We start from the raw sequence: 22,691 nt of genomic DNA, 5'->3' as shown, positions 1-22,691 counted from the left end.
CCTCCGGGCGCATCGCGCCACCGGTTTCGGTCCTCCTCCTTCCTGGTCAAAGTCACGTCTGTCATTCTCAGTGCAGTCGTGTCAATGTCGCAGTCAACGCGTGAATGAGAACCTCTGATGCGAAGAAGCTCCACCCTGCTCGCCGCCGCCTCTGCCGCCGCTCTCCTCGCCACCGGCGCCGCCGCCTGCTCCTCCAGCGACTCCTCGAACGGCTCCGGAAGCAGCGCGGCCTTCGACCCCCACAACTGCCAGGGCGGCACGCTGTACGTCCTGAACCAGTCCGACGCCACCTCCCACCACCTCGACCCCGCGCGGATCTACACCTCCGGCGGCGGCTCGATCACCTCGCTGATCTTCCGGACGCTCACCACCCGGCACCGCGTGCCCGGTCAGGCGGGAGACCAGGTCGTGCCCGACCTGGCGACCGACACCGGGAAGGCCAGTGACGGCGCCAAGACCTGGACCTACCACCTCAAAGACGGGCTGAAGTTCGACGACGGCACACCCATCACGTCCAGGGACATCAAGTGGGGCGTGGAGCGTGCGTTCGCGCCCGAGCTGCCCGGCGGCATCCCGTACCTGCGTGACTGGCTGGCCGGCGGTGCCGACTACAAGGGCCCGTACAAGGGCAAGGAGCTGGACTCGATCCAGACGCCGGACGACAAGACGATCATCTTCAAGCTGCGCAAGCCCGAGGGCGACTTCCCCTACGTCGCGACGGCGACGCAGTTCGCGCCGGTGCCCAAGGCCAAGGACGACGGCACCGGGTATGAGAAGCACCCCGTGTCGAGCGGCCCGTACAAGGTGGTCTCCCACGAGCAGGACAAGAGCCTCGTGCTGGCCCGCAACCCGTACTGGTCACGCACCCTGGACGACCAGCGGCTCGCCTGCGCGGACCGGGTCGAGGGGACGTACGGCCTCAACGCGGCCGTCATCAACCAGCGGCTCAGCTCCAGCGCCGGCAAGGACGCGAACGCGATCACCGTCGACACCGACCTGTCCCCCGCCGAACTCGCTCGGATCTCCACCGACCCGAACCTGAAGAAGCGCGCGGTCAAGGGCGAGTTCGGCGAGACCGACTACATCGCCTTCGACACGAAGGTGAAGCCCTTCGACGACATCCGGGTGCGTGAGGCGATCTCCTACGCGATCGGCCGCCAGTCGGTCGTCAACGCGGTCGGCGGCAGCTCCCTCGCCAAGGCCGCGACGACCTTCCTGCCCGACCAGGCCGCGTTCGGCTACCAGCCGTACGACTACTTCCCGGCCGGCCCGAACGGCAACGCCGCCAAGGCCAAGGAACTCCTCGCGCAGGCCGGGCACCCGAACGGGCTCACCATCACGCTCGCCCACCGCAACGCCGACTACAACCACGACGGCCCGGCCGTCGCCACCGCCATCCAGTCCTCGCTCAAGCAGGCCGGCATCACGGTGAAACTCAAGCCGTACGACGACGCCGGCTACGGCGACACGGTCCAGAAGCCCTCCACCGAGCCGGGCATGTTCCTCGCCACGTGGGGTGCGGACTGGCCGACCGGCGGCCCCTTCCTGGCTCCGATCTTCGACGGGCGGCAGATCCTCAAGGACGGCGGCAACTTCAACGCCTCCCAGCTGAACGACTCGAAGGTCAACACCGAGTTCGACGCCATCAACACGATCACCGATCCCGTACAGGCCCGCCCACGCTGGGGCGCCCTGGACGCCACGATCGGCAGACAGGCACTCACCGTTCCGCTGATCCACCCGATCTACATCCGGCTGACCGGCAAGAACGTCAAGAACGCCTACCTGGACGAGTGGCGTGGCTCGTACGACCCGGCGATGGTCTCGGTCAAGTAAGAATGACCGCGAGTGAGCCCGACGCAACGAGCGGAGTGGGCGGCCCCCTCCCCGCGAAGCGGCCCCCCAGGCCGCCCGCGGAGCGAGCGAGGAGGGCGAGGGACCAGTGAGCGCTGAACTGGTTACCGAGGCCGGCGTCTCCACGGAGGCGCCGGCCCGCGGCCGTCAGGTACGGCGGCGGCTGCGCGCCGACCGGATGGCCATGGCCGGTCTCGTCGTGGCCGTCCTCATGCTCGTCGCCGCGATCGCCGCTCCCCTGCTCATCCATCTCGAGGGCCAGGACGCCACGACGTTCCACCCCGGGCTGCTGGACTCGGCGCGCGGCGGGGTGCCGCGCGGCTCGTTCGGCGGCGCGGGCGGGGCACACTGGCTCGGCGTGGAGCCGACGACCGGCCGCGACCTGTTCGCCCGCGCGCTGGGCGGAGCGCGGATCTCGTTCCTGGTCGCCTTCGGCTCCCTGATCGTGCAGATCCTGCTGGGCATCGGGATCGGGCTGGCGGCCGGGCTGGGCGGCAAGGTCGCCGACTCCGTGCTCGGCCGGCTGATCGACCTGGCGATCTCCTTCCCGCAGCTCATCTTCGCCATCGCGCTGCTGGCGATCGTCCCCGGCACGTTCCCCCGCCCGGTGCTCCTGATGCTCGTCATCGGCCTGTTCGGCTGGGGCAGCACGGCGCGGCTCGTACGCGGGCAGGTGCTGTCACTGAAGACGCGGGACTACGTAGCGGCGGCGCGCCTGTCCGGCGCGTCACGGACCCGCATCGCCCTGCGCGAGATCCTGCCCGGCGTCTCGGCGCCACTCGTGACGTACGCCGCGTTGCTGCTGCCCTCGAACATGCTGTCCGAGGCGGGCCTGTCCTTCCTCGGCGTGGGGGTACGGCCGCCCGCGTCCTCGTGGGGGCAGATGCTCTCCAGCGCCACCACCTGGTTCCAGGCCGATCCGACGTACGTCCTGGTGCCCGGCCTGCTGCTGCTCGTCAACGTACTCGCCTTCACGGTGCTCGCGGACGGCCTGCGTACCGCGCTGGACCCCAAGGCGCCGTCCCTGCGGGGAGGCCGGAAATGACGCGCTATCTGCTGCGGCGGCTGGCCAGCACGATCGTCCTGCTGTTCGTGATGGCGGCGTTCGTGTACGTCACCTTCTACGCGCTGCCCTCGGACCCGGCCGTCCTGGTCTGCGGGAAGGGCTGCGGCGGAGGCCAGCTCGCCGCGATCGACCACAAGCTCGGCCTCGACCAGCCGGAGTACGTGCAGTTCTGGCACTTCCTGGAGGGGATCGTGGCCGGCCGCGACTACAGCTCCGGCCCGGACGTCTCCCACTGCGCGGCGCCCTGCCTGGGCTTCTCGTTCCAGAACGACCAGCCCGTGCTGTCCCTGATCGGGCAGCGCCTGCCGGTCTCGCTGTCGTTGACGGCCGGCGCGATGGTGCTGTGGCTGCTGATCGGCGTCTCGGCCGGGGTGCTGGCCGCGCTGCGGGCCGGCCGGTTCACCGACCGCGCGGTGACGGCCGCCTCGATGCTCGCCTACGGTTCTCCGATCTTCGTGAGCGGGATGCTGCTGCTGATGCTCTTCTGCGGGTACCTGCACTGGCTGGACTTCCCGGTGTACGTGCCGTTCACCGAGGATCCCGCCGCCTGGGCAAAGAACCTCCTGCTGCCCTGGTTCACCCTGGCCATCGCGCAGGCGGCGATCTACGCGCGGCTGACGCGCAGCGGGATGCTCGAGACGCTGTCGGAGGACCACATCCGTACTCTCCGGGCGTACGGCCTGCGGGAGCGGCGGGTCGTCGGCAAGCACGCGCTGCGCGGCACCCTCACACCGGTCATCACGATCACCGCGTACGACTTCGGCTACATCCTGGTCGGCGCGATGCTCACCGAGACGCTGTTCGGGCTGCCCGGACTGGGCCAGCTGATCGTGCAGTCGTCCAACAACGTCGACCTCCCGGTCGTCGCCGGGCTCACGCTGGTGGCCGGTGCCGCCATCGTGGTCGCCAACACCGCCGCGGATCTGCTGTACGCGGTGGTCGACCGGAGGGTCGTGCTCGCATGAGCGAACCGAGCGAACGGCCCGTGCTGACGGTGCGGGACCTGACCGTGGAGTTCCCCGGCGACGGTGACACCGCGCTGCGTGCGGTGGACGGCGTCTCCTTCGAGCTGGGTGCCGGCGGCGCGCTGGGCATCGTCGGGGAGTCCGGCTCGGGCAAGAGCACGACCGCGCTCGCGCTGCTCGGCCTGCACCGGCACTCCAGCGCCCGGGTGTCGGGTGAGATCCTGCTCGGCGACGACGACGTCAACGCGCTCGGCGACGAGGCCGTACGGCGGCTGCGCGGCCGCCGCGCCGCGATGATCTTCCAGGATCCGATGTCGGCGCTGGACCCGTACTACCGGATCGGCGACCAGATCTCCGAGGTGTACCGCACGCACACGGGTGCCGGGCGGCGGGCGGCCTGGGCGAAGGCGGTCGAGGTGCTGGACCGGGTCGGCATCCCGGACGCGGCGCGCCTCGCGCGGGCACGGCCGCATGAGTTCTCCGGCGGGATGCGCCAGCGGGCGCTCATCGCGATGGCGCTGGCGTGCGAACCGCGGATCCTCGTCGCCGACGAGCCGACCAGCGCGCTCGACGTGACCGTGCAGGCGCAGATCCTCGACCTCATCGACGAGCTGCGCGCCGAGACGGGCATGGCGTTGCTGCTGGTCACGCACGACCTCGGCGTCGTGTCACGCTCGGTGGAACGCGTCCTGGTCATGCGGGACGGCCGTGCCGTCGAGCAGGGACCGGTGGGCGAGGTGCTCAAGGCACCCGCCGAGCCGTACACCCGGGCGCTCCTGGACGCCGTCCCCCGTCTCGACGGCCCGGTGCGCGAACGCCGTACGCCGGGCGAGCCGCTGCTGACGGTCACCGGCCTGACCCGGGAGTTCCGGCGGCCCGGAGGCGGACTGCGCCGCGAGGTGATGCGGGCGGTCGATGACGTGTCCCTGGAGGTACGGCGCGGCGAGACGCTGGGCGTGGTCGGCGAGAGCGGCAGCGGCAAGACCACCCTCGCCCGGATGATCGTACGGTTGCTGGAGCCGACGCACGGGAGCATCGTCTTCGCCGGTCAGGACGTCACACGGCTGCCGGAGCGTGGTCTGCGCGCGGTACGGCGGGACCTGCAGATGGTCTTCCAGGATCCGGTCTCCTCGCTGAACCCCCGCCGTACGGTCGGCGACAGCATCGCCGACCCGCTGCGCGTCCATGGCACCGGCGACCGCGAGGCCCTGCGGACCGCGCGCGAGCTCATGGAACGCGTCGGCCTGGACGCCTCCCGGCACGACCGGTACCCCCATGAGTTCTCCGGCGGCCAGCGGCAGCGGATGGGCATCGCGCGGGCGCTGTCGCTGCGGCCTAAGCTCCTGGTCTGTGACGAGCCGGTCTCGGCACTGGACGTCTCCACCCAGGCGCAGATCCTCGAACTGCTGGGCGACCTGCAGGAGGAGTACGACCTGACGATCGTGTTCGTCTCCCACGACCTGGCGGTGGTACGCCAGGTGAGCGACCGGGTGGCGGTCATGCACGACGGTGAGCTGGTCGAGCTGGCCGACGCCGCGGACCTGTACGGGTCGCCGCGCCATGAGTACACCCGCAGGTTGCTCGCCGCCGTCCTCGCGCCGGTCTGAGAACGCCGTGGCCGCCGGCCTTTCCGCGTGTTCGGGGAAAGGCCGGCGGCCGCAGCGTGAGAGCCTTCTCCGTCCGCCACTCGCGCCATGGAGGCGGATGGAGACCTTCGTGCCTTGGTCAGCGCTAGAAGGCGCAGATGGCGTACACGCTGATGCCGACCGAGTCATACCGGTTCTGGCGGCCCAGCGCGATCCATCCGCGGCCGTCCCGGGTGGGGAAGCTCCCCACCAGGATGGCGTCGTTGCCCTGCGCCTCGCCGCCGCCACCGATCACGTGCTTGCCCGGCGGGCAGTACACGGTGCGCCGGGCGAAGTTCCCGACATTGGCGTTGGGAAGGGTGACGATCTGGTAGCCGTCGACATGCCGCTTCGCCGCCGGGCTCACGTTGTCCGCGTGTGCGGCCAGACCGGTCCCCATTACCGCGGCGAGTGCGAGAACTCCGGTCCCGAGCGTGCACATTTTGCGCATGCATTATCTCCGTTTCAGGTAGAAGAAGTCGTGTCTCCTGGAGCCGGATGCCCCGCTCGAAACCGCACAGCGAGGCACCCGGATCCGGTGCGTCTTCTACCCGGGCCAGCATTTGTCACACGCCGTTGTTTCGCATTTTCTATTCGCGACGAATGGGCGGTTCGATTCGTGCGGACATCTGCGGAAAATGCGAATGGGGCGAGACCGGTCTAGCGCGCCCACGTCCAGGCGTAGTCGCCCACTTCGACCGATGACGCCTGGTCACCGATGTTCAGCGGTCGGAAGGTGTCCACCATGACGGCCATCTCGGTCGTCTCCGTGTGGCCGTTGCGCATCGCCTCGATGACGCCCTCCACGGCACCCGGGGCAGGTCCGTGGGTGAATCCGGACGGATGCAGGCTGATCGATCCGACATCGATGCCAGATCCCTTACGCGCCGAATAGTCACCACCGACATAGAACATCATCTCGTCGGAGTCGACGTTATGGTGGTTGTACGGGATCGGAATGGCGTCGTCGTGAAAGTCCAATGGCCGGGGACAGAACGAACAGATGACGAAATTGGGCCCTTCGAACGTCTGGTGCACCGGCGGCGGGGCGTGGGTGCGCTTCACGATCGGCTCGAAGTCGGCGATGTTGAAGACATAGGGGTACAGGTGGCCGTCCCAGCCGACGACGTCGAGCGGATGGTGGCGGTACGTCAGCCGCGACAGCCCGCCCCGGTGCCGTACGAGCACCGGCACGTCCTCGCCCTCCAGGACCAGCGGCTCCTCCGGGGTGCGCAGGTCGCGTTCGCTGTACGGCGCGTGCTCGAGGAACTGGCCGTATTGCGACAGGTAGCGCTTCGGCGGCCGGATGTGCCCGGACGCCTCGAACACCATCAGCCGCAGCAACTCGTCGCCGGTGCGCACGAAACGGTGGATGGTCCCGGTCGGGATGACGACGTAGTCGCCGGGGCCGACGTCGAGCGCGCCGTAGGTCGACTCCAGCCGGGCCGTGCTGGCCTCGACGTAGACGCATTCGTCACCGGCGGAGTTGCGGTACAGCTCGGCGTCGGCGTCCGCGGCCACGTACGAGACGCGCAGGTCGTCGTTGGCCATGAGCAGGCGCCGCCCGAGCACCGGGTCGCCGCCGGTGGTCAGGTCGCGGGGCTTGAAGTGGCGCGGCATGAGCGGGTGGTTCGGGCTCGCGCCCACGCTGTGGGCGGGCAGGTCCACGCCCTCGCTCTTGAGGATCGCGGTGGGCAGATGCACGTGGTAGAGCAACGACGAGTCGGAGGAGAACCCCTCTTCGCCCATCAGCTCCTCGGCGTACAGGCCACCGTCGGGCTTACGGAACTGGATGTGGCGTTTGCGGGGAACCTCCCCGACGCGGCGGTAGTAGGGCATCTCGGCTCCGGGTTTATTAATAAAAGCTTTGATTACTTCTTGTATCCGACTCTAAGCTGTGCTCCGTGAGCGCACAAGACCTCGACTTCTGGTCGTTCGTCGACGCCGCGGTCGAGCGTGCCCGGGATCGGCTGCCGGAGATCGACCCCGACGCGATGCGCCTCATCCTCACCCTTTACCGGGTGACGAACATGGTGATCTACGACATGGAGTCCGTGGTGCACCGGCCGCGCGGCTGGAGCTATCCGGGGTTCCGGCTGCTGTTCACCCTGTGGATCGCCGGGCCGATGGAGGCCAAACGCGCGGCGGAGCTGTCCGGCATGAGCCGGCAGGCCGTCTCGGCGCTCGTACGCACCCTCGACCGTGACGGCCTGGTCAGCAAGGTCCCCGCCGTGCACGACCGCCGCGCCGTACGGCTCAGCCTCACCGCCGAGGGTGAGGAGGCCATCAGTGGTGCGTTCGTGACGCACAACGCACGCGAGACGCTGTGGGCCGACACCCTGTCCGGCGAGGAGCGCGACACCCTGGCCCGGCTGCTCGCCAAGCTCGGCGCACGCGAAGGCGCCCGCCGACGCCGATAGGATTTCCTCGTCATTCAACGAGGAGGAAGCATGCGCGGAGGCCTACGCCTTCCGGCAATGGTCGTCGCGATCGGGCTGCTGGCGGGCTGCAGCGACCCGGCCGGTGCGGTGCGGAGGGAACGCGCCGCCGCGCGAAAGTCCTCCCCGTCCCCGCAGAAGACGGGCAAGGCCAAGAAGGCGCAGCACCGGTCGGCCGTGTTGTTCCTCGGTCCGGGCGTCGTGAAGACCGCACATGGCCTGCGCGTACACACCGGCGCGCTGCACCCGGGGCAGATCAAGGTCGCGTTCACCGATGTGAGCAGCCACGCCCGGCGCACGATCACGGTGACCTCGACACCCCGCAACCTGGTCGTCGGGCACTTCGCGCTGACCGGCGTCAAGCTCGCCAAGTCCAACTCGGCCGTCGCGTACGGTGTCACGCTCCACTACCGCAGCCGCTGATTCCTCCGCGACACGGACGCGCCGGAGACGTCCTGAGCGGTGAACGTCACCCCAGGTCGCGGCAGGATGGTCCGCATGGGACTGGACGACCTCGACCCCTTCGCCATCCTCGACACGGAGGCGGAGCGGCTCGACCGCTACTTCGCGGGCCTGGACGACGCCGCCTGGCTGCGCTCGTCCCGGTGCGCCGGCTGGACGGTACGCGACGTGCTCGCCCACCTGGCCGGCGAGGAGGCCTACAACCACGCCTGCCTGGACGACGACCTCGAGGGCCTGTCCGCACGCATGGAGAGCGCCGGGATCACCTCGCTCGCGGACTTCAACGACTGGACCGTGCGCACCCGCCGGGACCGGTCCGTCGCGGAGGTCCTGGAGGAGTGGCGCACCGAGAACGGCGACACCCGCAGGCGGCTGCGGACCCTCGGCAGGGACGCGGCCCTGCCCACGATGAGCGGCCCGTACCCGGTCGGCCTCCAGGTCTTCCACTACGCGTCGGAGTACGCCACGCACGCGGACGACATCGGCGTGCCGGACAGCGCCACACCGGCGCGGGTCCGCTGGCGGGCGCGCTTCGGCACCTTCGCGCTGACGGAGCGTGCCGCGCCGGTCTCGGTCGAGCAGGACGGCGACGGCGGCTACCACGTGAACACCGCCGGCGCGCGGGCCACACTGACGCCGTGCGAGTTCGTCTCCGCGACGGTGGGCCGCCTGCCGGCCTCCCACCCGCTCGATCCGCGGCTCCGCGAGGCGCTCCGCTGCCTCGCGTGACCTGACGCCGATCGACGGGATGACCGGCGGCGCCTGGTCGCCGCACGCCCCATTTCGGCGAGCACGGCGGTGCTCAGTTGGCCACCGGCCGCCCGGCCGGACTCAGCAGTCGCCCGCGATGAGGGGCTCGCCCGGCTTCAGGTGCTCGTCCGCCCAGCGGCTGAGCTCCTCCATCGCCGGGCGCAGTGCCATCCCGGCGGGAGTGAGGCGGTACGAGACCCCCAGTGGGGGGCCTTCGAGGACCTCGCGCACGACCAGGCCCGCGTCGGCCAGCTCCGAGAGCCGGTCGGACAGCATGCGCTCGCTGATGCCCGGGATCGCCCGCCGCAGCTCGGCGAACCGCGCGGCGCCGTCGGTCAGCACCGCGACGACGAGGCCGCTCCACCGCTTGCCGAGCAGAGCGAAGACCCGCGTCAGCTCCGCGCTCGCCTGCTCACACCCATCCCGCACACAGGCAGTATAGGCCGTTACGTGGTATTAGTTACTTGGAATAAGTAAGTGGGTGACGCGGCTTCGGGCGCGAAACACCCCCCGTCACGGAGGTTCCGATGTTCGTCGTCACGCTGATCCTCGCCATCCTGCTCGCCCTGGCGTTCGGCGCCTCCGGGGCACAGAAGCTCGCCGGCGCCAAGCTGGCCTCGGACTCCGCCGGCCACCTCGGCATCCCGATCGGCCGCTTCCGGCTGATCGGCGTCCCCGAGCTGCTCGGCGCGATCGGCCTGCTCGTCGGCCTCGCCGTCTGGCCGCTGGGCGTCGCGGCCGCCGCCGGTCTGGTGGTGCTGATGGCCGGTGCCGTCGTCTTCCACCTCCGCGCCGGCGACAAGATCGCGGGGTTCGGGCCGGCCCTCGCCCTGGGCCTCCTGGCGGCCGTCGAGCTCGTCCTCCGCGTCCTCAGCGCCTGAGACGACGCATGGGAGTGCCGCTGACGGACGGTCAGCGGTACTTGTGGCCGGTACGGGAGGAGAGCCGTGCGACGAGGTTGCGCGGCAGGAAGCGGCTCGCGCCGACGAGTGTCCTGTACTGGGCGCCGGGAACGCTCGTGCTCAGGCCACGGCGGAAGTCGCGTATCGCGGTGTCGACGACGTTGTCCGCGTCGAGCCAGAACGCCCCGGGCATGCCGGACATGTCGATGTTCGCGCGATCGTGGAACTCCGTGTGCACGAAGCCCGGGCACAGCGCCATGACGTGCACGCCGGGAACGGCCTGTGCCACGCCCTCGCTGAAGCTCACCACCCATGCCTTCGAGGCTCCATAGGTGCCGCGGGAGAAGAACGCCGCGACCGAGGCGACGTTGATGACGCCACCGCGACCGCGCTCGCGCATCTCCGGCAGCGCCGCGTACGTCAGGCGAAGCACCGCCTCGCAGTGCACCCGCAGCATGGTCACCTCGTCCTCGATCGGCACCTCGAGGAACCGGCCCTTCTGCCCGAACCCGGCGTTGTTGACCACCAGGTCGGCGCGCCGCGCCGCCTCCTCGCCCCGGACGATGCCCTCCTCCGTGGACAGGTCGGCGACGACCACCTCGGCGCCGCCGTACTCCTCGGCGGCGCGCGCGAGCCGCTCGGAGTCGCGGGCGAGCAGGATCAGGTCGAAACCGTCTGCGGAGAGCCGGCGGGCGAAGGCGGCGCCGATTCCGGCGGTCGCGCCGGTGATGAGTGCGGTGGGCATGCGCGTACGTTACTGGTTCGGCCATGTCGCCGAACCGATTCGCCGTTCCGTGCATCTACTCTGGTCGCGGCGCATTTCTGCGCCGCTCTGAGCATCAGGGGGTAGAGCGGTGACAGGCATCGCGGATCGCATGTTGCCACCCGCCGAGGAGACCGGCGGGCCGAGGCGGCATAACGGCCGTGCACTGGCGATCGTCTGCGCGGTCGCCGGGTTGCTGCTGCTCGCGCTCGTCGCGTTCCAGATGGTACGCCCGCTGCCGTCGGCACGGCTGCGGCTCGTCACGCCCGTGAGCCACACCATCCCCGGCGCGCTGAACCTCCCCTGGCCGGCCGCCGGTCAGGCCGTGCTCGACGTCGACGGGGTCGGCCGGATGGGCGCCTCGGGCAGCCTGCAGCCGACACCGACGGCGAGCGTCGCCAAGGTGATGACCGCCTATGTCTTCCTCCAGGACCATCCGCTGCGCGGGGGCGAGGAGGGGCCCACCTACCACGTCTCCCCCGAGGAGGCCGCCCGGCTGCCCTGGCGGATCTCGCGCGACGAGACGCACGTCGACGTGGTCGCGAACCAGCCGTTCACCGAACGGGAGGCCCTCGAGGCGCTGATGATCGTCTCGGCGAACAACATCGCGCACGAGCTCGCCCGCTGGGACTCCGGCGGCGACGCGCCGTTCGCGGCGAAGATGAACTCCACGGCGCGCCGGCTCGGCATGACCGGCACCCACTACACCGACCCCAGCGGGTTCGACGCGACCACCGTGAGCACCGCGGCCGACCAGGTGCGCCTGTTCCGCGCGGCGATGCGGATCCCCGCCTTCGCCGAGGTGGTGAGCAAGCCGACGTTCACCCCGCGCACCGGCGGCCAGACGCGCTCGGGCGCGAACACCCTGCTCGGGTCGTACGGCGTGATCGGTGGCAAGACCGGGTTCACGAGCCAGGCCGGGGGCAACTACGTCTTCGCCGTGCGGACGGGCGGGCGGCTGCTCATCGGCGCGGTGATGGCCCAGCAGCACACGACCAGCTCGGCGGTGGCAGTATCCGCCGCGCAGTCGCTGATCCTGGCGGCCGAGAGCTCGCTCACCCGCGTCACCCTGGCGCCGCGTGGTGCCGTGGTGGCACGGGTCGACGACGGCTACGGGCACCGGATCCCGCTGGCCGCCACCGTGCCGGTCACCGCGACCGGCTGGCCCGGCCTCACCCTCCGGCTCAGCGTCGGGGGAAAGCCGCCTCGGCACGCGCCCGCCGGCCGTACCGTCGCCTCGGTCACCGCGGGCGGCGAGCACACCGCGCTCAGGCTCGTCCGGCCGCTGCGGGCACCGAGTCTCCTGGACCGCCTGACCCGGCTCGGCTGAGTCACACCTTCACGCGAAAGTCGCGGGGGTCCGGGCGCCGGGTCGCACGCCGGTAGGCGAAGGTGTAGCCGGGCCAGTTGTTGACGATCTTTCCGTCCGCGTTCATGTACCAGCTCGTGCAGCCCCTGGCCCACACCGTGCCGCGGAACCTGCCCTGGATCTCCCGGTTGAAGGCGTGCTGGACATCCGGCCGCACGTCGATGTACCTCGCGCGTGCCAGGGCACGGACGCAGCCGACGACGTAGTTGAACTGCGACTCCAGCATGTAGATGATCGAGTTGTGGCCGAGGTTGGTGTTCGGCCCGTAGATCAGGAACAGGTTGGGGAAGCCGCTCACCGCGATCCCGAGGTACGCCTCGGCGCCCTCGCGCCACGCGTCGTTCAGCTCCCGCCCGCCCAGGCCGCGTACGGACATCGGCGCCACGAAGCCGTGCGTACGGAACCCGGTGCCGTAGATGACCGCGTCGACCGTACGCTCCCGGCCGCCGGCGGTGACCACGCCCGTCTCGGAGATCCGCTCGATCGGCTCGGTCACCAGCTCGACGTCCGGCCGGCGCAGGGCGGCGTAGTAGTCATCCGACAGCAGGATGCGCTTACATCCCATCACGTACTCAGGGGTCAGTGCGGTGCGGAGCGCGTCGCCGGGGACCTCCGCGGCGAGCCTCTGCCGGAAGGCCCGCTCGTAGCGGCGCATCAGGCGAGGCGCGGTGATGAACGCCAGCCCGCGCGCCTCGAGCAGCGCGTAGGTCCTGATCCGGCTCAGCGTCCGCAGCGCCGGTACCCACCGCAACAGCCACCGCTCCCACCCGGCGTAGGGCCGGTCGGGCTTTTCGACGACGTACGGGGGCGTCCGCTGGAAGACGTGCACCTGTTCGGCCTGCTCGGCCACGTGCGGCACGAACTGGATGGCGCTCGCCCCGGTGCCGATCACCGCCACGCGCTTGCCCCTCAGGTCATAGCCGTGGTTCCAGCGCGCCGAGTGGAAGGCCGTACCCCCGAAGGCGTTCGGGACACCGGGGTAGGCCGGCCGGTTGAGCTGGCCACACGCGGCGACCAGCGCCCGCGCCGTGAGCTCCTCACCCGCGGTCGTGCGCACCCGCCACAGCCCGTGGTCCTCGTCGAAGGAGGCCTCCTCGACCTCTTTGCCGAACCTCGGTTCGATCCCGTACTTGGCGGCGCAGTCCCGCAGGTAGGCCAAGATCTCCTCCTGCGGCGGAAACCTGCGGGACCAGTCACGCCGGCGCTCGAAGGAGAAGGAGTACAGGTGGGAGGGGATGTCGCAGGCCGCGCCCGGGTAGATGTTGTCCCGCCAGGTGCCGCCCAGCGTGGCGGCCTTCTCCAGGACGACCACGTCACGAACACCCGCACGTCTGAGCCGGATCGCCATCCCGATCCCGCCGAAACCGGCCCCGATAATGACGACACCGCACGACTCAGACATGTAACGCCTCCTGTCCGCATGAAACCAAAGCGATCTTCCTGCGGCTAGGGCTGTCTCGAAGTTCCCGTCCGTGAGGTCGCGGACGGCGACGTCAGGACGGCGTCTCGCCGAGGAGCACGGCGACGCCGTCGAGGATGCGATGCATGCCGAACTCGAAGAGGTCGTCGAGGTCGAAGTCGTAGTCCTCCGCGACGAGCCGCTCGAAGGTCGGGAACCGGCCGGTGGCGAGGACCGCGCGCAGCGCCGGCACCTGGGTGTTGATCCACTCGTCGGCGTCCAGGCCGCTGAGCGCTTCGGCCTCCACCTCGGTCTCGATGTTGATCGCGGTGCCGCGCACGTGGTTGAACAGCGTGATGTGCGTGGTGAGCATCGTCTGGAGGTCGAGGCCGTGGCCGTCCAGGGAGGCGAGCACCCACTCGGTGAACGGTATGGCGTTGGCGACCGGCTGTGGCCGTGTCACCGAGAGGGCCCACGCGAGCCACGGATGCCGGCGGAACATCGCCCACAGCATCCGGCCTGCGAGCTCGAGCCGCTCACGCCAGCCCGCCGGCGGTTCGTCGGGGAACGGCCATTCTGAGAAGCTGGTGTCCATCATCCGCGTCAGCAGGTCGTCCTTGTCCGTGACGTGCCGGTACAACGACATCGTCGCTACGCCGAGCTCTCCGGCCACCCGGCGCATCGAGACCGAGGCCAGGCCCTCGGCGTCGGCGACGGCGATGGCCGTGGTGACGATCCGCGCGCGCGTCAGCGTCCGGTCCGCGCCGCTCTTGCGGGACGAAGCCGCACCAGTGCGCGGGACGTCCCGTGGAGGCACGGTCCCCGGACTCACACCGGTACCGACGACCGTGCCGACGCCGGGCACCGCGCGGACCAGGCCTTCGTGACGGAGCTGCGTGAGCACCTTGGTGGCGGTCGCCATCGCGACGTTCCACCGCCGGGTGATCTCCCGGGTCGAGGGCACCCGGTCGCCCGGCGCCAGCTCACCCGTCTCGATCCGCCGCCGTAGTTCGGCGACGATCTGGCCGGAGCGCGATGCTTCCCTGCCGTCCACCACGATCACCTCCGCACTAGTGCACCTGCGGCGCGGACCACCCTAGCGCCATGCTGCGGCGACGTCTCCGGTCACCGCCGATCCGTAGCGCAGCCATGCGTCTGAGCACTAGTGCACTAATCGAGAACGCCCTGTTGAAACGGCTTGCCGAGCAGGAAGCGTACGTCGTACATTCCTCGCATGCAAAACACCGAGGTACTCGTTTCCGGCGCCGGCATCGCGGGGGCCACGCTGGCGTACTGGCTACGCAGAGCGGGCTTCGCCGTCACGGTGGTGGAGCGCGCCCCGGCGCCCCGCCCCGGAGGCCAGACCGTGGACCTGCGCGGCGCCGGCCGTGACGTCATCACCCGGATGGGCCTGATGGACCAGGTACGTGCCCTGACCGTCGACCAGAGGGGCCTCGCGTTCGTCGACGCCGCCGGCCGGACCAAGGCCCGGCTGCCCGCGGACGCCTTCGGCGGCGAGGGGATCGTCTCGGAGATCGAGATCCTGCGCGACGACCTCGGCGGCCTGCTGTACGAGGCGACCCTGCCCGACACCGAGTACGTGTTCGACGACACGATCACCGGGCTCGACCAGGACGACGACGGGGTGAACGTCACGTTCGAGAAGGCGAGCCCACGCCGGTTCGGACTGGTCATCGGCGCCGACGGACTCCACTCCGCCGTACGCGCCCTGGCCTTCGGCCCGGAGACGGAATGCGTCCGTTCCCTGGACCTCTACACGGCGTGGTTCACGGCCGTCGAGGAGATGGACCTCGACGGCTGGTTCCTGATGTACAACGCGCCAGGCGGGCTCGTCGCCTCGGTCCGGCCCGGCCGCCTTCCCGGCGAGATCAAGGCCGGCCTCAGCTTCCGGTCCCCGCCCATCGCGTACGACCGCCGTGACACCGTCGCACAGCGCGCCCTGGTCGCCCGCCACTTCGGCGGCATCGGATGGGAGGTCCCGCGCCTGCTGCGGGCGATGGACGCCGCGCCGGACTTCTTCCTCGACTCGGTGGGCCAGGTACGCCTCGACCACTGGTCGCGAGGCCGGGCGGCGCTGGTCGGCGACGCCGGTTACTGCCCGACGCCACTCACCGGGCTGGGGACCAGCCTGGCCCTGGTCGGCGCGTACGTGCTCGCCGGCGAGCTCGCCGCGTCCGACGACCACCGGGTCGCCTTCGGGAAGTACGACCAGATCATGCGGCCGTACGTCACCGAGGCGCAGAAACTCCCTCCGGGCGGCGTGTCCGGGTACGCGCCGTCCAGCGCGTTCGCCATCCGGATGCGAGCCGTGTCGATGCGTTCGATGACCTGGTGGCCGATGCGGGCACTGGTCGCCGCGCAGTTCGCCAAGGCGGGCAACATCGCTCTGCCCGACTACGAGCACACGGCCGTGCGCCAGGACAGGGCCGTCAGGGACGCGCGCGGCCGGACGCCGTCGTGAGGCCGGCGCATTCGGCACGTGAGACGGAGACGGAGCCGGAGCGGCCGGCGGAGATGCCCTCGTCGAGGGCGAGATCGTGGCCGTTGGCCAGACCGGTGGCGTCGCCGGCGAGCCAGAGCGCGGCCGCGGCGACGTCCTCGGCGGTGCCCGTCCGGCGGATGGGCTGGTAGTCGCAGACGCCGGACGGGACGACGCCCGGCGAGACGCTGTTCACCCGGATACCGCGCTCCCCCAGTTCGACCGCGGCACAGCGGGTGAAGTGGAGGACGGCGGCCTTCGCGGTCGAGTGGTCCGGTCCGCACCAGCCGGCCAGATGGCCGCTCGTGCTCGCCAGGTTGATGATGGTCCCCGACCTGCGCGGGACCATCGCCCGCGCGGCGTACTTGGTGCCCAGGACCACTCCGCCGAGATGGGCCGACAGCACGCTCTGGAAGACCTCCAGGTCGATGTCGGCGACGCCTTCCCAGTGCCCTGGGCCACCGGCGCTGTTGACCATCACGTCCAGCCGCCCGTACTCGTCGACGGCGTGCCCCACGAGCGCCTCGACGTCGGCCTCGACGGTGACGTCGGTCCGCCGGAAGCTCGCCGGCCCGCCCAGCTCTCGGGCCAGTGCCTCGCCCATCTCCTCGCGCCGCCCGCCGATGACCACCCACGCGCCCTCGGCGACGAACAGCCGCGCGACGGCGGCCCCGATCCCGCTCGTCGCGCCGGTGATCACGGCGACCTTTCCGTCCAGAGTTCCCATCGCGTATCTCCCCCGAGACGCCTGCCCTTACCCCGCGGACCTGTTCAGGCTACGTACGCCCCGCATGGTCCAGCGCTCTTCCGTCCCATCGGCCGGAAAACCCGGCACCAGCGGCGGATCCCGGCTCGCGCGACGGTGGACGGTACCGCTAGGTTTGGCCCCATCTGGACGGAGGTCTCCCCCCATGCCCCTGTTCTCTCGCCGTCTCGCCGCCGTCGCCACGGCGGCGTTGCTGTGCACCGCTTCGGCCGGCGCGAGTCTGGCCACGGCGCCGCCCGCCGGCGCGATCGTCGGCGGTAGCGCCATCGCGACCCCGCCGGTCTGGCTCGCCGCCATCGGCACGCCGGCGTTCGTCATCCGGCCGTCCGGGCAGTTCTGCGGCGGCGTCCTGGTGGCGCCCGCCAAGGTGGTGACGGCCGCGCACTGCGTCGACTTCCTCCGGCCTCTGCCGACCCTGCTGAGCGCCACGTTCGGCCGCGCCGACCTTTCCAAGAAGGACGGTGAGAGCGTCCAGGTCAAGTCGATCTGGGTGCAGCCGGGCTTCAAGGAGACGACGTTCAAGGGCGAGACGGTCGAGCACAACGACGTGGCGCTGCTGACCCTGTCGCGGCCCATCCTCGACCGGGCCCCGCTGCCGGTGATCGGCCGTGGCGGCCTCTACCCGAACAACGTGCCCGCGCAGGTGTACGGCTGGGGCACCACGTCCGAGACCGACCTGCTCAACTTCCATCTGCGCGGGGCGCAGATCCCGCTCGTCCCCGACGCGCGGTGCGGGGACGCGTACGGCTCGTCCTTCGACAAGCGCGACATGGTCTGCGCGGGCGGGCCACAGCACGACACGTGCCAGTTCGACAGCGGCGGCCCGCTCGTCATCCAGGGCAGGCTCGCCGGACTGACCTCGTGGGCGTACGGCTGCGCGCGGTCCGGCTACCCGGGCGTCTACACGCGGCTGTCGTCGTTCACGCTGCCGCTCTGACCGGGGACATAGAGGCCAGATAAGGCCGTATCCGGACATTGACAGTGGATCGGCAGCGGGCATTTGCTGGGCGGCACAACAAACCGCAGGAGCCTCGCCATGCGCCGTCCGCACACCGCCGTGCTCGCCGTCGCGCTCGCCGTCCCGCTGGTCGCGGTGACGAACGGCGCCGCCAACGCCGCGCCGGACGGGCCCGGCTCCACATCCCACTTCGACCTGGCGCGTAAGGACTGTGTCGGCACCGCCCACGGCGGGTCGAAGGTCTGGTTCACGGTGGCGGGCGGGGTCCTGTCCGACGTCTACGAGCCGACCATCGACAACACCGACGTCGAGTCGATGCGGTTCGCGGTGACCGACGGGCGCACCTTCACCGAGCTGCAGGGCCGCGACACGACGTACACGGTGCGCACCGACCCGACCGGCATGGCCTGCACCGTCACGACGTCGAGCAAGGCCGGGCGGTACCGCCTCGTCACGACCTACCTGACCGACCCGCGTCGCGACGCCGTGGTCGTGCGCACCCGGCTCGAGGCCAAGGCGCCGCTCCGGCTGTACGTACGGCTCGACACCAGCATCAACGGCAACGGCGGTGGCGGCGAGGCGAACGCGGGCGGCGACACCGGGACCATCAGCCACGGCGTGCCGGTGGTGAGCGACGCGAACACCCGTACCAGTGCCACGAACCGCGACTACGCCGTCCCCACGCACCTGGCCCTGCGCGCCGACCGGCCGCTGCCACAGGCGAGTGTCGGCTACGCGGGCACCGCGAGCGACGGGCAGGCGATGCTGGACGCCCACCACACGCTCACGCCGGGCGGCGAGGCGCCGGACGGCAACGTCGTCGCGACCGCCCAGCTGCCCCTCGACCACGGTGAGTCGACCTTCGCACTCGGCTTCGGGCGTACCGCCGGCCAGGCCACGGACACGGCCGGAGCCGCCGCCGCGCGCTCCTTCACCGCGACCGCGAACGACTACGAGAACGGCTGGCGCGCCTACGACCGCGGCCTGCGGCGGCCGCCCGCCGCGTACGCGAACGCCTACTACCTGTCCGCCAACGTCATCAAGGCGAGCGAGGACAAGACCTTCCCCGGCGCGGTCGTCGCCTCACTGGCCAGCCCGTGGGGACAGGCGCTCAGCGCGGCGGACCGGACCGGCGGGCAGCCGACCTACTTCGGCTCCTACCGCGAGGTCTTCTCCCGCGACCTGTACGAGGCGTTCACCGGGTTCCTCACCGACGGCGACCTCGCGACGGCGAAGGCGACCGCGCGGTTCCTGCTGGAGCGCCAGCAGCTGCCGGACGGCAGGCTGCCGCGCAACTCGCTCCTGAACGGCCAGGTCGCCCCCGACACCGGCGGTGACCAGCTCGACGAGACCGCCTACCCGATCCTCATGGCCTACCAGGCCGGTCTCGGCGGCGACAGGGACCTGTGGCGTGACCACGTGCGCAAGGCCGAGGACTTCCTGCTCTCCCACGGCCCGTCCTTCGGCGTCGAACGCTGGGAGGAGCAGTCCGGGTACTCCCCCTCGACCATCGCCGCCGAGATCGCCGGACTGGTGGCCGCCGGTGAGATCGCCGACCGGCAGGGCGACGGCGCGCGCGCCCGCCTCTACCGCGCGACCGCCGACCACTTCGCGCGTTCGGTGAAGGGCTGGACGGTCACCACGACCGGCCCGTACGCCAAGCGCTACTTCCTGCGGCTTTCCAAGGACGGCGACCCGGACGCCCCGACCACGTACGGGCTCGGCAACGGCGGGCCCACCGAGGACCAGCGGCGCGTGATCGACGCCGGGTTCCTGGAGCTGACCCGCCTGGGCGTCCTCGCCCCCGACGACCCGGACGTGACCGCCTCGCTGCCGGTCGTGGACAAGGTCATCGGGGCCACGACGCCGACCGGCCGCTCCTGGTACCGCTACGGCTCCGACACGGCCGGGACCGAGGACGGCTACGGCGACTGTCACGTGGCCGACCCCACCGCCTGCGATCCGGACGGCAGGCCGTGGCCGACCGGGAACACCGGCTCGGGGCACGTGTGGCCGGTGCTGTCCGGTGAGCGGGCAGAGCACGACCTGCAGGTACGCGACCCGCGGTCGGCGGCGGCCCTGCTCACTTCCATGAGCCGCTACTCCTCGGTCGGCCTGGTGCCCGAGCAGGCCTGGGAGGACCCGGACCTGCCCGCGAGCGCGTACAGCGCCGACCCGGCCACCGCCTCGATCGGCTTCACGAACGGCCAGGCGGCCGGCTCGGCCTCCCCGCTCACCTGGGCGCAGGCCCAGGTCGTACGGCTCGCGCTGGACGTCGGCGCCGGGCGCCCGCTCGAGCAGCCGAAGGCCGTACGCGACCGCTACGCCCACGCGCCGGGCACGCTGCCGCTGACCCTCACCGGGCCGGCGGACGGCGCCTCGGTCTCCGGTACGACGGTCGAGGTGAGCGGCACGACGGCTCCCGGCGCCCAGATCGAGGTCGCCTCGGCCGGAACCGACGTGGGCGGTGACACCACGGTCGCCTCGGCGCGCGCGGGTACGGACGGGACGTTCGCGGTCCGGGTGCCGGTGAGCTTCGGCACGACGGTTCTCACGGCGTCGGCCACCGATCACGGGCGTACGGCCTACGCACAGCGGACGGTCGTCGGCGAGCTCACCGGGGGTACCACCGCGCTGGACGTCACGGACGCCGACGGCGACGACCACGGGCCGGGGACCTTCGCCTACCCGACGGCGGCCGACTTCCATCCGGGGGCGTTCGACCTGGAGCGGTTCCAGGTCATCAGCGACGCGAACACGGTCTACCTCCAGGCACGGCTGCGTGACCTCACGCCGACGTTCGGCAGCCCTCTCGGCGCGCAGCTCCTGGACGTGTACGTACGGCAGCCGGGCGCGTCCCCCGCGTCGTCGCAGGCGGCCTCGCCACAGCGGAACTACACGCTGGGGGACTCCTGGACGCAGCGGATCGAGGTCCAGGGCTTCGCGGCGCCCGTGTGGGTCGACGCCGCAGGTGATGCCAGGAGCGGCGCGGCGGTGCGTTCGTCGGCGACCACCCGGACCATCACGATCGCACTGCCGAAGGCGACCTTCGGCACGCCGGGCACGGGATGGGAGTTCGCGACGGTGCTGCACGGCCAGGACGGCTTCAGCGCCGACCAGGCACGCGCCTTCGCGCCCACACCGCAGCCGTACACCTTCGGGGTCTGCGGACCGGACACCTCGAGCGCGATCTGCTCGGCCGACCCGGCGACGGTCCCCCGCGCCATGGACGTGATCACACCGTCCGGCGTCTCCCAGGAGAGCGAGCTGGACCCGACGAAGGGACCGGTGGTCATCCGGTCGGTCGCGATCCCCTGACATCCGCCTCCGGCGCGGCGGCGTTGCGCGGCCTCAGACGGCGGTCGGCCCACGGCCGGTCGGGGATGATCCCCCGGTGGCAGGGCCGTTCGGCGGTGCCGCCCCGTCGTCAGGGTCGTCCGGCCGTAGCATCGACAAGATCCGTTGGGTCTCCGACGGACCGGAGACGCCCTGACCGTCCACTGCGGCCGCATCTTCTCCCGTGGATATCGGCGCCGGTTCAGGCCCTTCCTGCGTGGCCGATGAGCCGGCGACCTCGCTGGCGTCAGGAGCCGTTGGAGCTGCGGCCTGGTCTCCCGCTTGTCCCTCGGCCTGGTGTGTTAGTCGCTCGCCGGTCCGGCCGGTCGCCGGTCGTTGTCCTGTGGTCGTTCCGGTCTCCTCGATCTCCCACGCGAGTCCGGCCTTGTCGTCCCCCGTGGTCGAGGTGGTGGAGGCCGGGGGTCTGTCGCGCTGGACGGGGGCGGGTCCTGGCGTGCCCGTGGAGTCCGAGATGGCCTGGTTTCGTTCGCCGAACTGCTTGGCCGACCAGGACCGGAGGGCGTTCGAGCCGTCGATGCTGCCGTCTTCGGCGTAGGAGAGGGTAGTCAGCCCGTCGAGGAGCTTCATGGTCGTCTCGTGCCGCGTGTCCGGGCCGGACAGCCAATCGAGGAGCGGGTTGAGGACGTCCGTCAGGATCCTCGTCAGCGCGGGAGCGAGCACCGCCAGTCCGTGCGCCTTGAGGATGGCGCCCAGCGTCATGGCCGACACCTTGATCAGGAAGAGGCGCGGCCGGATCCCGATCTTTATCAGGGTGAAAGTGGTGTTGTAGTCGATTCCCTGAGGCGCATCGAGCACGAGCGCGAGGAGCGTGTCGGCGAAGGCGGTGTCGATCAGGATGACCAGGCGATCGGCGTCCGGGCCGTTCGGCTCTACGGTCGCGTCCGGGCGGATCCGCCGTGGTGCGGCCGGGACGGCTCGCGTATCCAAGGGGTCGGCCGATGTCCTGCCCGGCCCCGATGCGGACGTCGGTGGTGTCGCGGATCTCGGGTCAGGCATGACCTCGATGGCCCAGACGATGGTCGTGGCGACGCCTTCCCCACTGTGCACCGTCAAGTTCGACTCGGCCTCGCCGGCAGACCCTCCGCCACCGATCTCCGTGACGAGAAATGGGTGGAGTCCGGGCGCCTGCGAGGTGGCCTCTGTCAGCCGGGACGAGCCGAAATGCGTCCCACCAGGGGAAGAGACGGTCGCGTGCGGTCTGTAGAGCGCCGACACCAACTGCTTGATTTGCTCTTTCAGCCGGTGGGGAAGTTCGTCCTGCGACTCGTATTCGAAACTCCTGGAGTCATCACCTAGGTACGCACTCGTCATCCGCCCCGAGACGTCGGCGAAAGAGCCGGTGGGCGCGTCGCTTCCGGACGCCTCACGCTCGTGTCGCGGTAAGTCCGCGTCCGTACGAGCCTCCGGGCGGCCACCTCTGCGTGTGGCCGTGATGACCGTGGCCACGGTGCCGACCAGAATGACGATGATGGCGAGCGTGATCGCCAATGTCGAGGCCATTACGGCCCTCCCGTCAC

General features: G+C 70.8%; 20 protein-coding genes. 12 read left to right on the top strand and 8 right to left on the bottom strand.

Annotated elements, in window-relative coordinates:
• Positions 1-117: 117 nt before the first annotated feature.
• From FB559_RS28800 to FB559_RS28785, 4 genes are all read left to right on the top strand, one after another.
• Positions 118-1,836 (top strand): ABC transporter substrate-binding protein, encoded by a 1,719-nt coding sequence (locus FB559_RS28800; protein WP_141959484.1) that lies wholly within the window; start codon positions 118-120, stop codon positions 1,834-1,836.
• Between the two features lie 106 nt (positions 1,837-1,942).
• Entirely contained in the window at positions 1,943-2,899 is a 957-nt protein-coding gene (locus tag FB559_RS28795) for an ABC transporter permease (protein ID WP_221640217.1), read from the top strand.
• On the top strand, positions 2,896-3,885 hold the full coding sequence (locus FB559_RS28790; protein ID WP_141959482.1) for an ABC transporter permease: 990 nt from the start codon (positions 2,896-2,898) through the stop codon (positions 3,883-3,885). The genes FB559_RS28795 and FB559_RS28790 overlap by 4 nt, the downstream gene beginning before the upstream one ends.
• Positions 3,882-5,492 (top strand): ABC transporter ATP-binding protein, encoded by a 1,611-nt coding sequence (locus FB559_RS28785; RefSeq protein WP_141959480.1) that lies wholly within the window; start codon positions 3,882-3,884, stop codon positions 5,490-5,492. The genes FB559_RS28790 and FB559_RS28785 overlap by 4 nt, the downstream gene beginning before the upstream one ends.
• Before the next feature lie 124 nt (positions 5,493-5,616).
• Here FB559_RS28785 and FB559_RS28780 read toward each other — a convergent pair whose 3' ends face one another.
• Both FB559_RS28780 and FB559_RS28775 read right to left on the bottom strand, forming a co-directional pair.
• Entirely contained in the window at positions 5,617-5,961 is a 345-nt protein-coding gene (locus FB559_RS28780; protein ID WP_141959478.1) for a hypothetical protein, read from the bottom strand.
• A 209-nt stretch (positions 5,962-6,170) separates the two neighbouring features.
• Positions 6,171-7,349 carry a homogentisate 1,2-dioxygenase gene (locus FB559_RS28775; RefSeq protein WP_141959476.1) on the bottom strand — a complete coding sequence of 393 codons (1,179 nt, stop codon included), beginning with the start codon at positions 7,347-7,349 and terminating at the stop codon, positions 6,171-6,173.
• A 65-nt stretch (positions 7,350-7,414) separates the two neighbouring features.
• Here FB559_RS28775 and FB559_RS28770 point away from each other — a divergent pair, with 65 nt between their 5' ends.
• From FB559_RS28770 to FB559_RS28760, 3 genes are all read left to right on the top strand, one after another.
• Positions 7,415-7,930 carry a MarR family winged helix-turn-helix transcriptional regulator gene (locus FB559_RS28770; protein ID WP_425455087.1) on the top strand — a complete coding sequence of 172 codons (516 nt, stop codon included), beginning with the start codon at positions 7,415-7,417 and terminating at the stop codon, positions 7,928-7,930.
• Positions 7,931-7,960: 30 nt separating this feature from the next.
• On the top strand, positions 7,961-8,371 hold the full coding sequence (locus FB559_RS28765; RefSeq protein ID WP_141959474.1) for a hypothetical protein: 411 nt from the start codon (positions 7,961-7,963) through the stop codon (positions 8,369-8,371).
• 75 nt (positions 8,372-8,446) lie between these two features.
• Positions 8,447-9,139 (top strand): maleylpyruvate isomerase family mycothiol-dependent enzyme, encoded by a 693-nt coding sequence (locus FB559_RS28760; protein WP_246122144.1) that lies wholly within the window; start codon positions 8,447-8,449, stop codon positions 9,137-9,139.
• A 102-nt stretch (positions 9,140-9,241) separates the two neighbouring features.
• On the opposite strand, the gene FB559_RS28755 is transcribed toward FB559_RS28760, so the two are convergent.
• Positions 9,242-9,589, bottom strand: coding sequence for a winged helix-turn-helix transcriptional regulator (locus FB559_RS28755; protein ID WP_221640216.1), 348 nt, complete (start codon positions 9,587-9,589; stop codon positions 9,242-9,244).
• Between the two features lie 98 nt (positions 9,590-9,687).
• Here FB559_RS28755 and FB559_RS28750 point away from each other — a divergent pair, with 98 nt between their 5' ends.
• Positions 9,688-10,041, top strand: a complete 354-nt coding sequence (locus FB559_RS28750; RefSeq protein WP_141959470.1) for a DoxX family protein — start codon at positions 9,688-9,690, stop codon at positions 10,039-10,041.
• 31 nt (positions 10,042-10,072) lie between these two features.
• On the opposite strand, the gene FB559_RS28745 is transcribed toward FB559_RS28750, so the two are convergent.
• Positions 10,073-10,807 carry an SDR family NAD(P)-dependent oxidoreductase gene (locus FB559_RS28745; RefSeq protein ID WP_141959468.1) on the bottom strand — a complete coding sequence of 245 codons (735 nt, stop codon included), beginning with the start codon at positions 10,805-10,807 and terminating at the stop codon, positions 10,073-10,075.
• A gap of 130 nt (positions 10,808-10,937) precedes the next feature.
• Here FB559_RS28745 and FB559_RS28740 point away from each other — a divergent pair, with 130 nt between their 5' ends.
• The gene (locus tag FB559_RS28740) at positions 10,938-12,155 is read left to right on the top strand and encodes a D-alanyl-D-alanine carboxypeptidase family protein (protein ID WP_141959466.1); all 1,218 of its coding nucleotides are present in this window, start codon (positions 10,938-10,940) and stop codon (positions 12,153-12,155) included.
• A gap of 1 nt (position 12,156) precedes the next feature.
• On the opposite strand, the gene FB559_RS28735 is transcribed toward FB559_RS28740, so the two are convergent.
• Together FB559_RS28735 and FB559_RS28730 are read right to left on the bottom strand one after the other, a co-directional pair.
• Positions 12,157-13,596: a flavin-containing monooxygenase gene (locus FB559_RS28735; protein WP_141959464.1), complete on the bottom strand. Its 1,440-nt coding sequence runs from the start codon at positions 13,594-13,596 to the stop codon at positions 12,157-12,159.
• Positions 13,597-13,687: 91 nt separating this feature from the next.
• On the bottom strand, positions 13,688-14,647 hold the full coding sequence (locus FB559_RS28730; protein ID WP_141959462.1) for a TetR/AcrR family transcriptional regulator C-terminal domain-containing protein: 960 nt from the start codon (positions 14,645-14,647) through the stop codon (positions 13,688-13,690).
• 180 nt (positions 14,648-14,827) lie between these two features.
• Between FB559_RS28730 and FB559_RS28725 the strand changes: the two genes are divergently transcribed.
• Positions 14,828-16,075 carry an FAD-dependent monooxygenase gene (locus FB559_RS28725; RefSeq protein WP_141959460.1) on the top strand — a complete coding sequence of 416 codons (1,248 nt, stop codon included), beginning with the start codon at positions 14,828-14,830 and terminating at the stop codon, positions 16,073-16,075.
• Here FB559_RS28725 and FB559_RS28720 read toward each other — a convergent pair.
• Positions 16,044-16,820 carry an SDR family NAD(P)-dependent oxidoreductase gene (locus tag FB559_RS28720; RefSeq protein WP_141959458.1) on the bottom strand — a complete coding sequence of 259 codons (777 nt, stop codon included), beginning with the start codon at positions 16,818-16,820 and terminating at the stop codon, positions 16,044-16,046. The two genes, FB559_RS28725 and FB559_RS28720, sit on opposite strands and share 32 nt — an antisense overlap.
• Before the next feature lie 184 nt (positions 16,821-17,004).
• Between FB559_RS28720 and FB559_RS28715 the strand changes: the two genes are divergently transcribed.
• Both FB559_RS28715 and FB559_RS28710 read left to right on the top strand, forming a co-directional pair.
• Positions 17,005-17,796, top strand: coding sequence for a S1 family peptidase (locus FB559_RS28715; RefSeq protein WP_141959456.1), 792 nt, complete (start codon positions 17,005-17,007; stop codon positions 17,794-17,796).
• Positions 17,797-17,895: 99 nt separating this feature from the next.
• The gene (locus FB559_RS28710) at positions 17,896-21,135 is read left to right on the top strand and encodes a glucodextranase DOMON-like domain-containing protein (protein ID WP_141959455.1); all 3,240 of its coding nucleotides are present in this window, start codon (positions 17,896-17,898) and stop codon (positions 21,133-21,135) included.
• Between the two features lie 33 nt (positions 21,136-21,168).
• On the opposite strand, the gene FB559_RS28705 is transcribed toward FB559_RS28710, so the two are convergent.
• Positions 21,169-22,101, bottom strand: coding sequence for a hypothetical protein (locus tag FB559_RS28705; protein WP_141959453.1), 933 nt, complete (start codon positions 22,099-22,101; stop codon positions 21,169-21,171).
• Positions 22,102-22,691: the final 590 nt, after the last annotated feature.

The organism is Actinoallomurus bryophytorum (assembly GCF_006716425.1).
Taxonomy (GTDB): Bacteria; Actinomycetota; Actinomycetes; order Streptosporangiales; family Streptosporangiaceae; genus Actinoallomurus; species Actinoallomurus bryophytorum.
This window is presented reverse-complemented; position numbering and strand designations above follow the sequence as displayed.

Bases quoted from the DNA above. Each gene is read 5' to 3' on its own strand.
- FB559_RS28735 (WP_141959464.1), bottom strand. From the start codon at position 13,596: ATGTCTGAGTCGTGCGGTGTCGTCATTATCGGGGCCGGTTTCGGCGGG.
- FB559_RS28710 (WP_141959455.1), top strand. From the start codon at position 17,896: ATGCGCCGTCCGCACACCGCCGTGCTCGCCGTCGCGCTCGCCGTCCCG.
- FB559_RS28715 (WP_141959456.1), top strand. From the start codon at position 17,005: ATGCCCCTGTTCTCTCGCCGTCTCGCCGCCGTCGCCACGGCGGCGTTG.
- FB559_RS28775 (WP_141959476.1), bottom strand. From the start codon at position 7,349: ATGCCCTACTACCGCCGCGTCGGGGAGGTTCCCCGCAAACGCCACATC.
- FB559_RS28750 (WP_141959470.1), top strand. From the start codon at position 9,688: ATGTTCGTCGTCACGCTGATCCTCGCCATCCTGCTCGCCCTGGCGTTC.
- FB559_RS28765 (WP_141959474.1), top strand. From the start codon at position 7,961: ATGCGCGGAGGCCTACGCCTTCCGGCAATGGTCGTCGCGATCGGGCTG.
- FB559_RS28720 (WP_141959458.1), bottom strand. From the start codon at position 16,820: ATGGGAACTCTGGACGGAAAGGTCGCCGTGATCACCGGCGCGACGAGC.
- FB559_RS28800 (WP_141959484.1), top strand. From the start codon at position 118: ATGCGAAGAAGCTCCACCCTGCTCGCCGCCGCCTCTGCCGCCGCTCTC.
- FB559_RS28745 (WP_141959468.1), bottom strand. From the start codon at position 10,807: ATGCCCACCGCACTCATCACCGGCGCGACCGCCGGAATCGGCGCCGCC.
- FB559_RS28725 (WP_141959460.1), top strand. From the start codon at position 14,828: ATGCAAAACACCGAGGTACTCGTTTCCGGCGCCGGCATCGCGGGGGCC.
- FB559_RS28785 (WP_141959480.1), top strand. From the start codon at position 3,882: ATGAGCGAACCGAGCGAACGGCCCGTGCTGACGGTGCGGGACCTGACC.
- FB559_RS28790 (WP_141959482.1), top strand. From the start codon at position 2,896: ATGACGCGCTATCTGCTGCGGCGGCTGGCCAGCACGATCGTCCTGCTG.
- FB559_RS28740 (WP_141959466.1), top strand. From the start codon at position 10,938: ATGTTGCCACCCGCCGAGGAGACCGGCGGGCCGAGGCGGCATAACGGC.
- FB559_RS28760 (WP_246122144.1), top strand. From the start codon at position 8,447: ATGGGACTGGACGACCTCGACCCCTTCGCCATCCTCGACACGGAGGCG.
- FB559_RS28780 (WP_141959478.1), bottom strand. From the start codon at position 5,961: ATGCGCAAAATGTGCACGCTCGGGACCGGAGTTCTCGCACTCGCCGCG.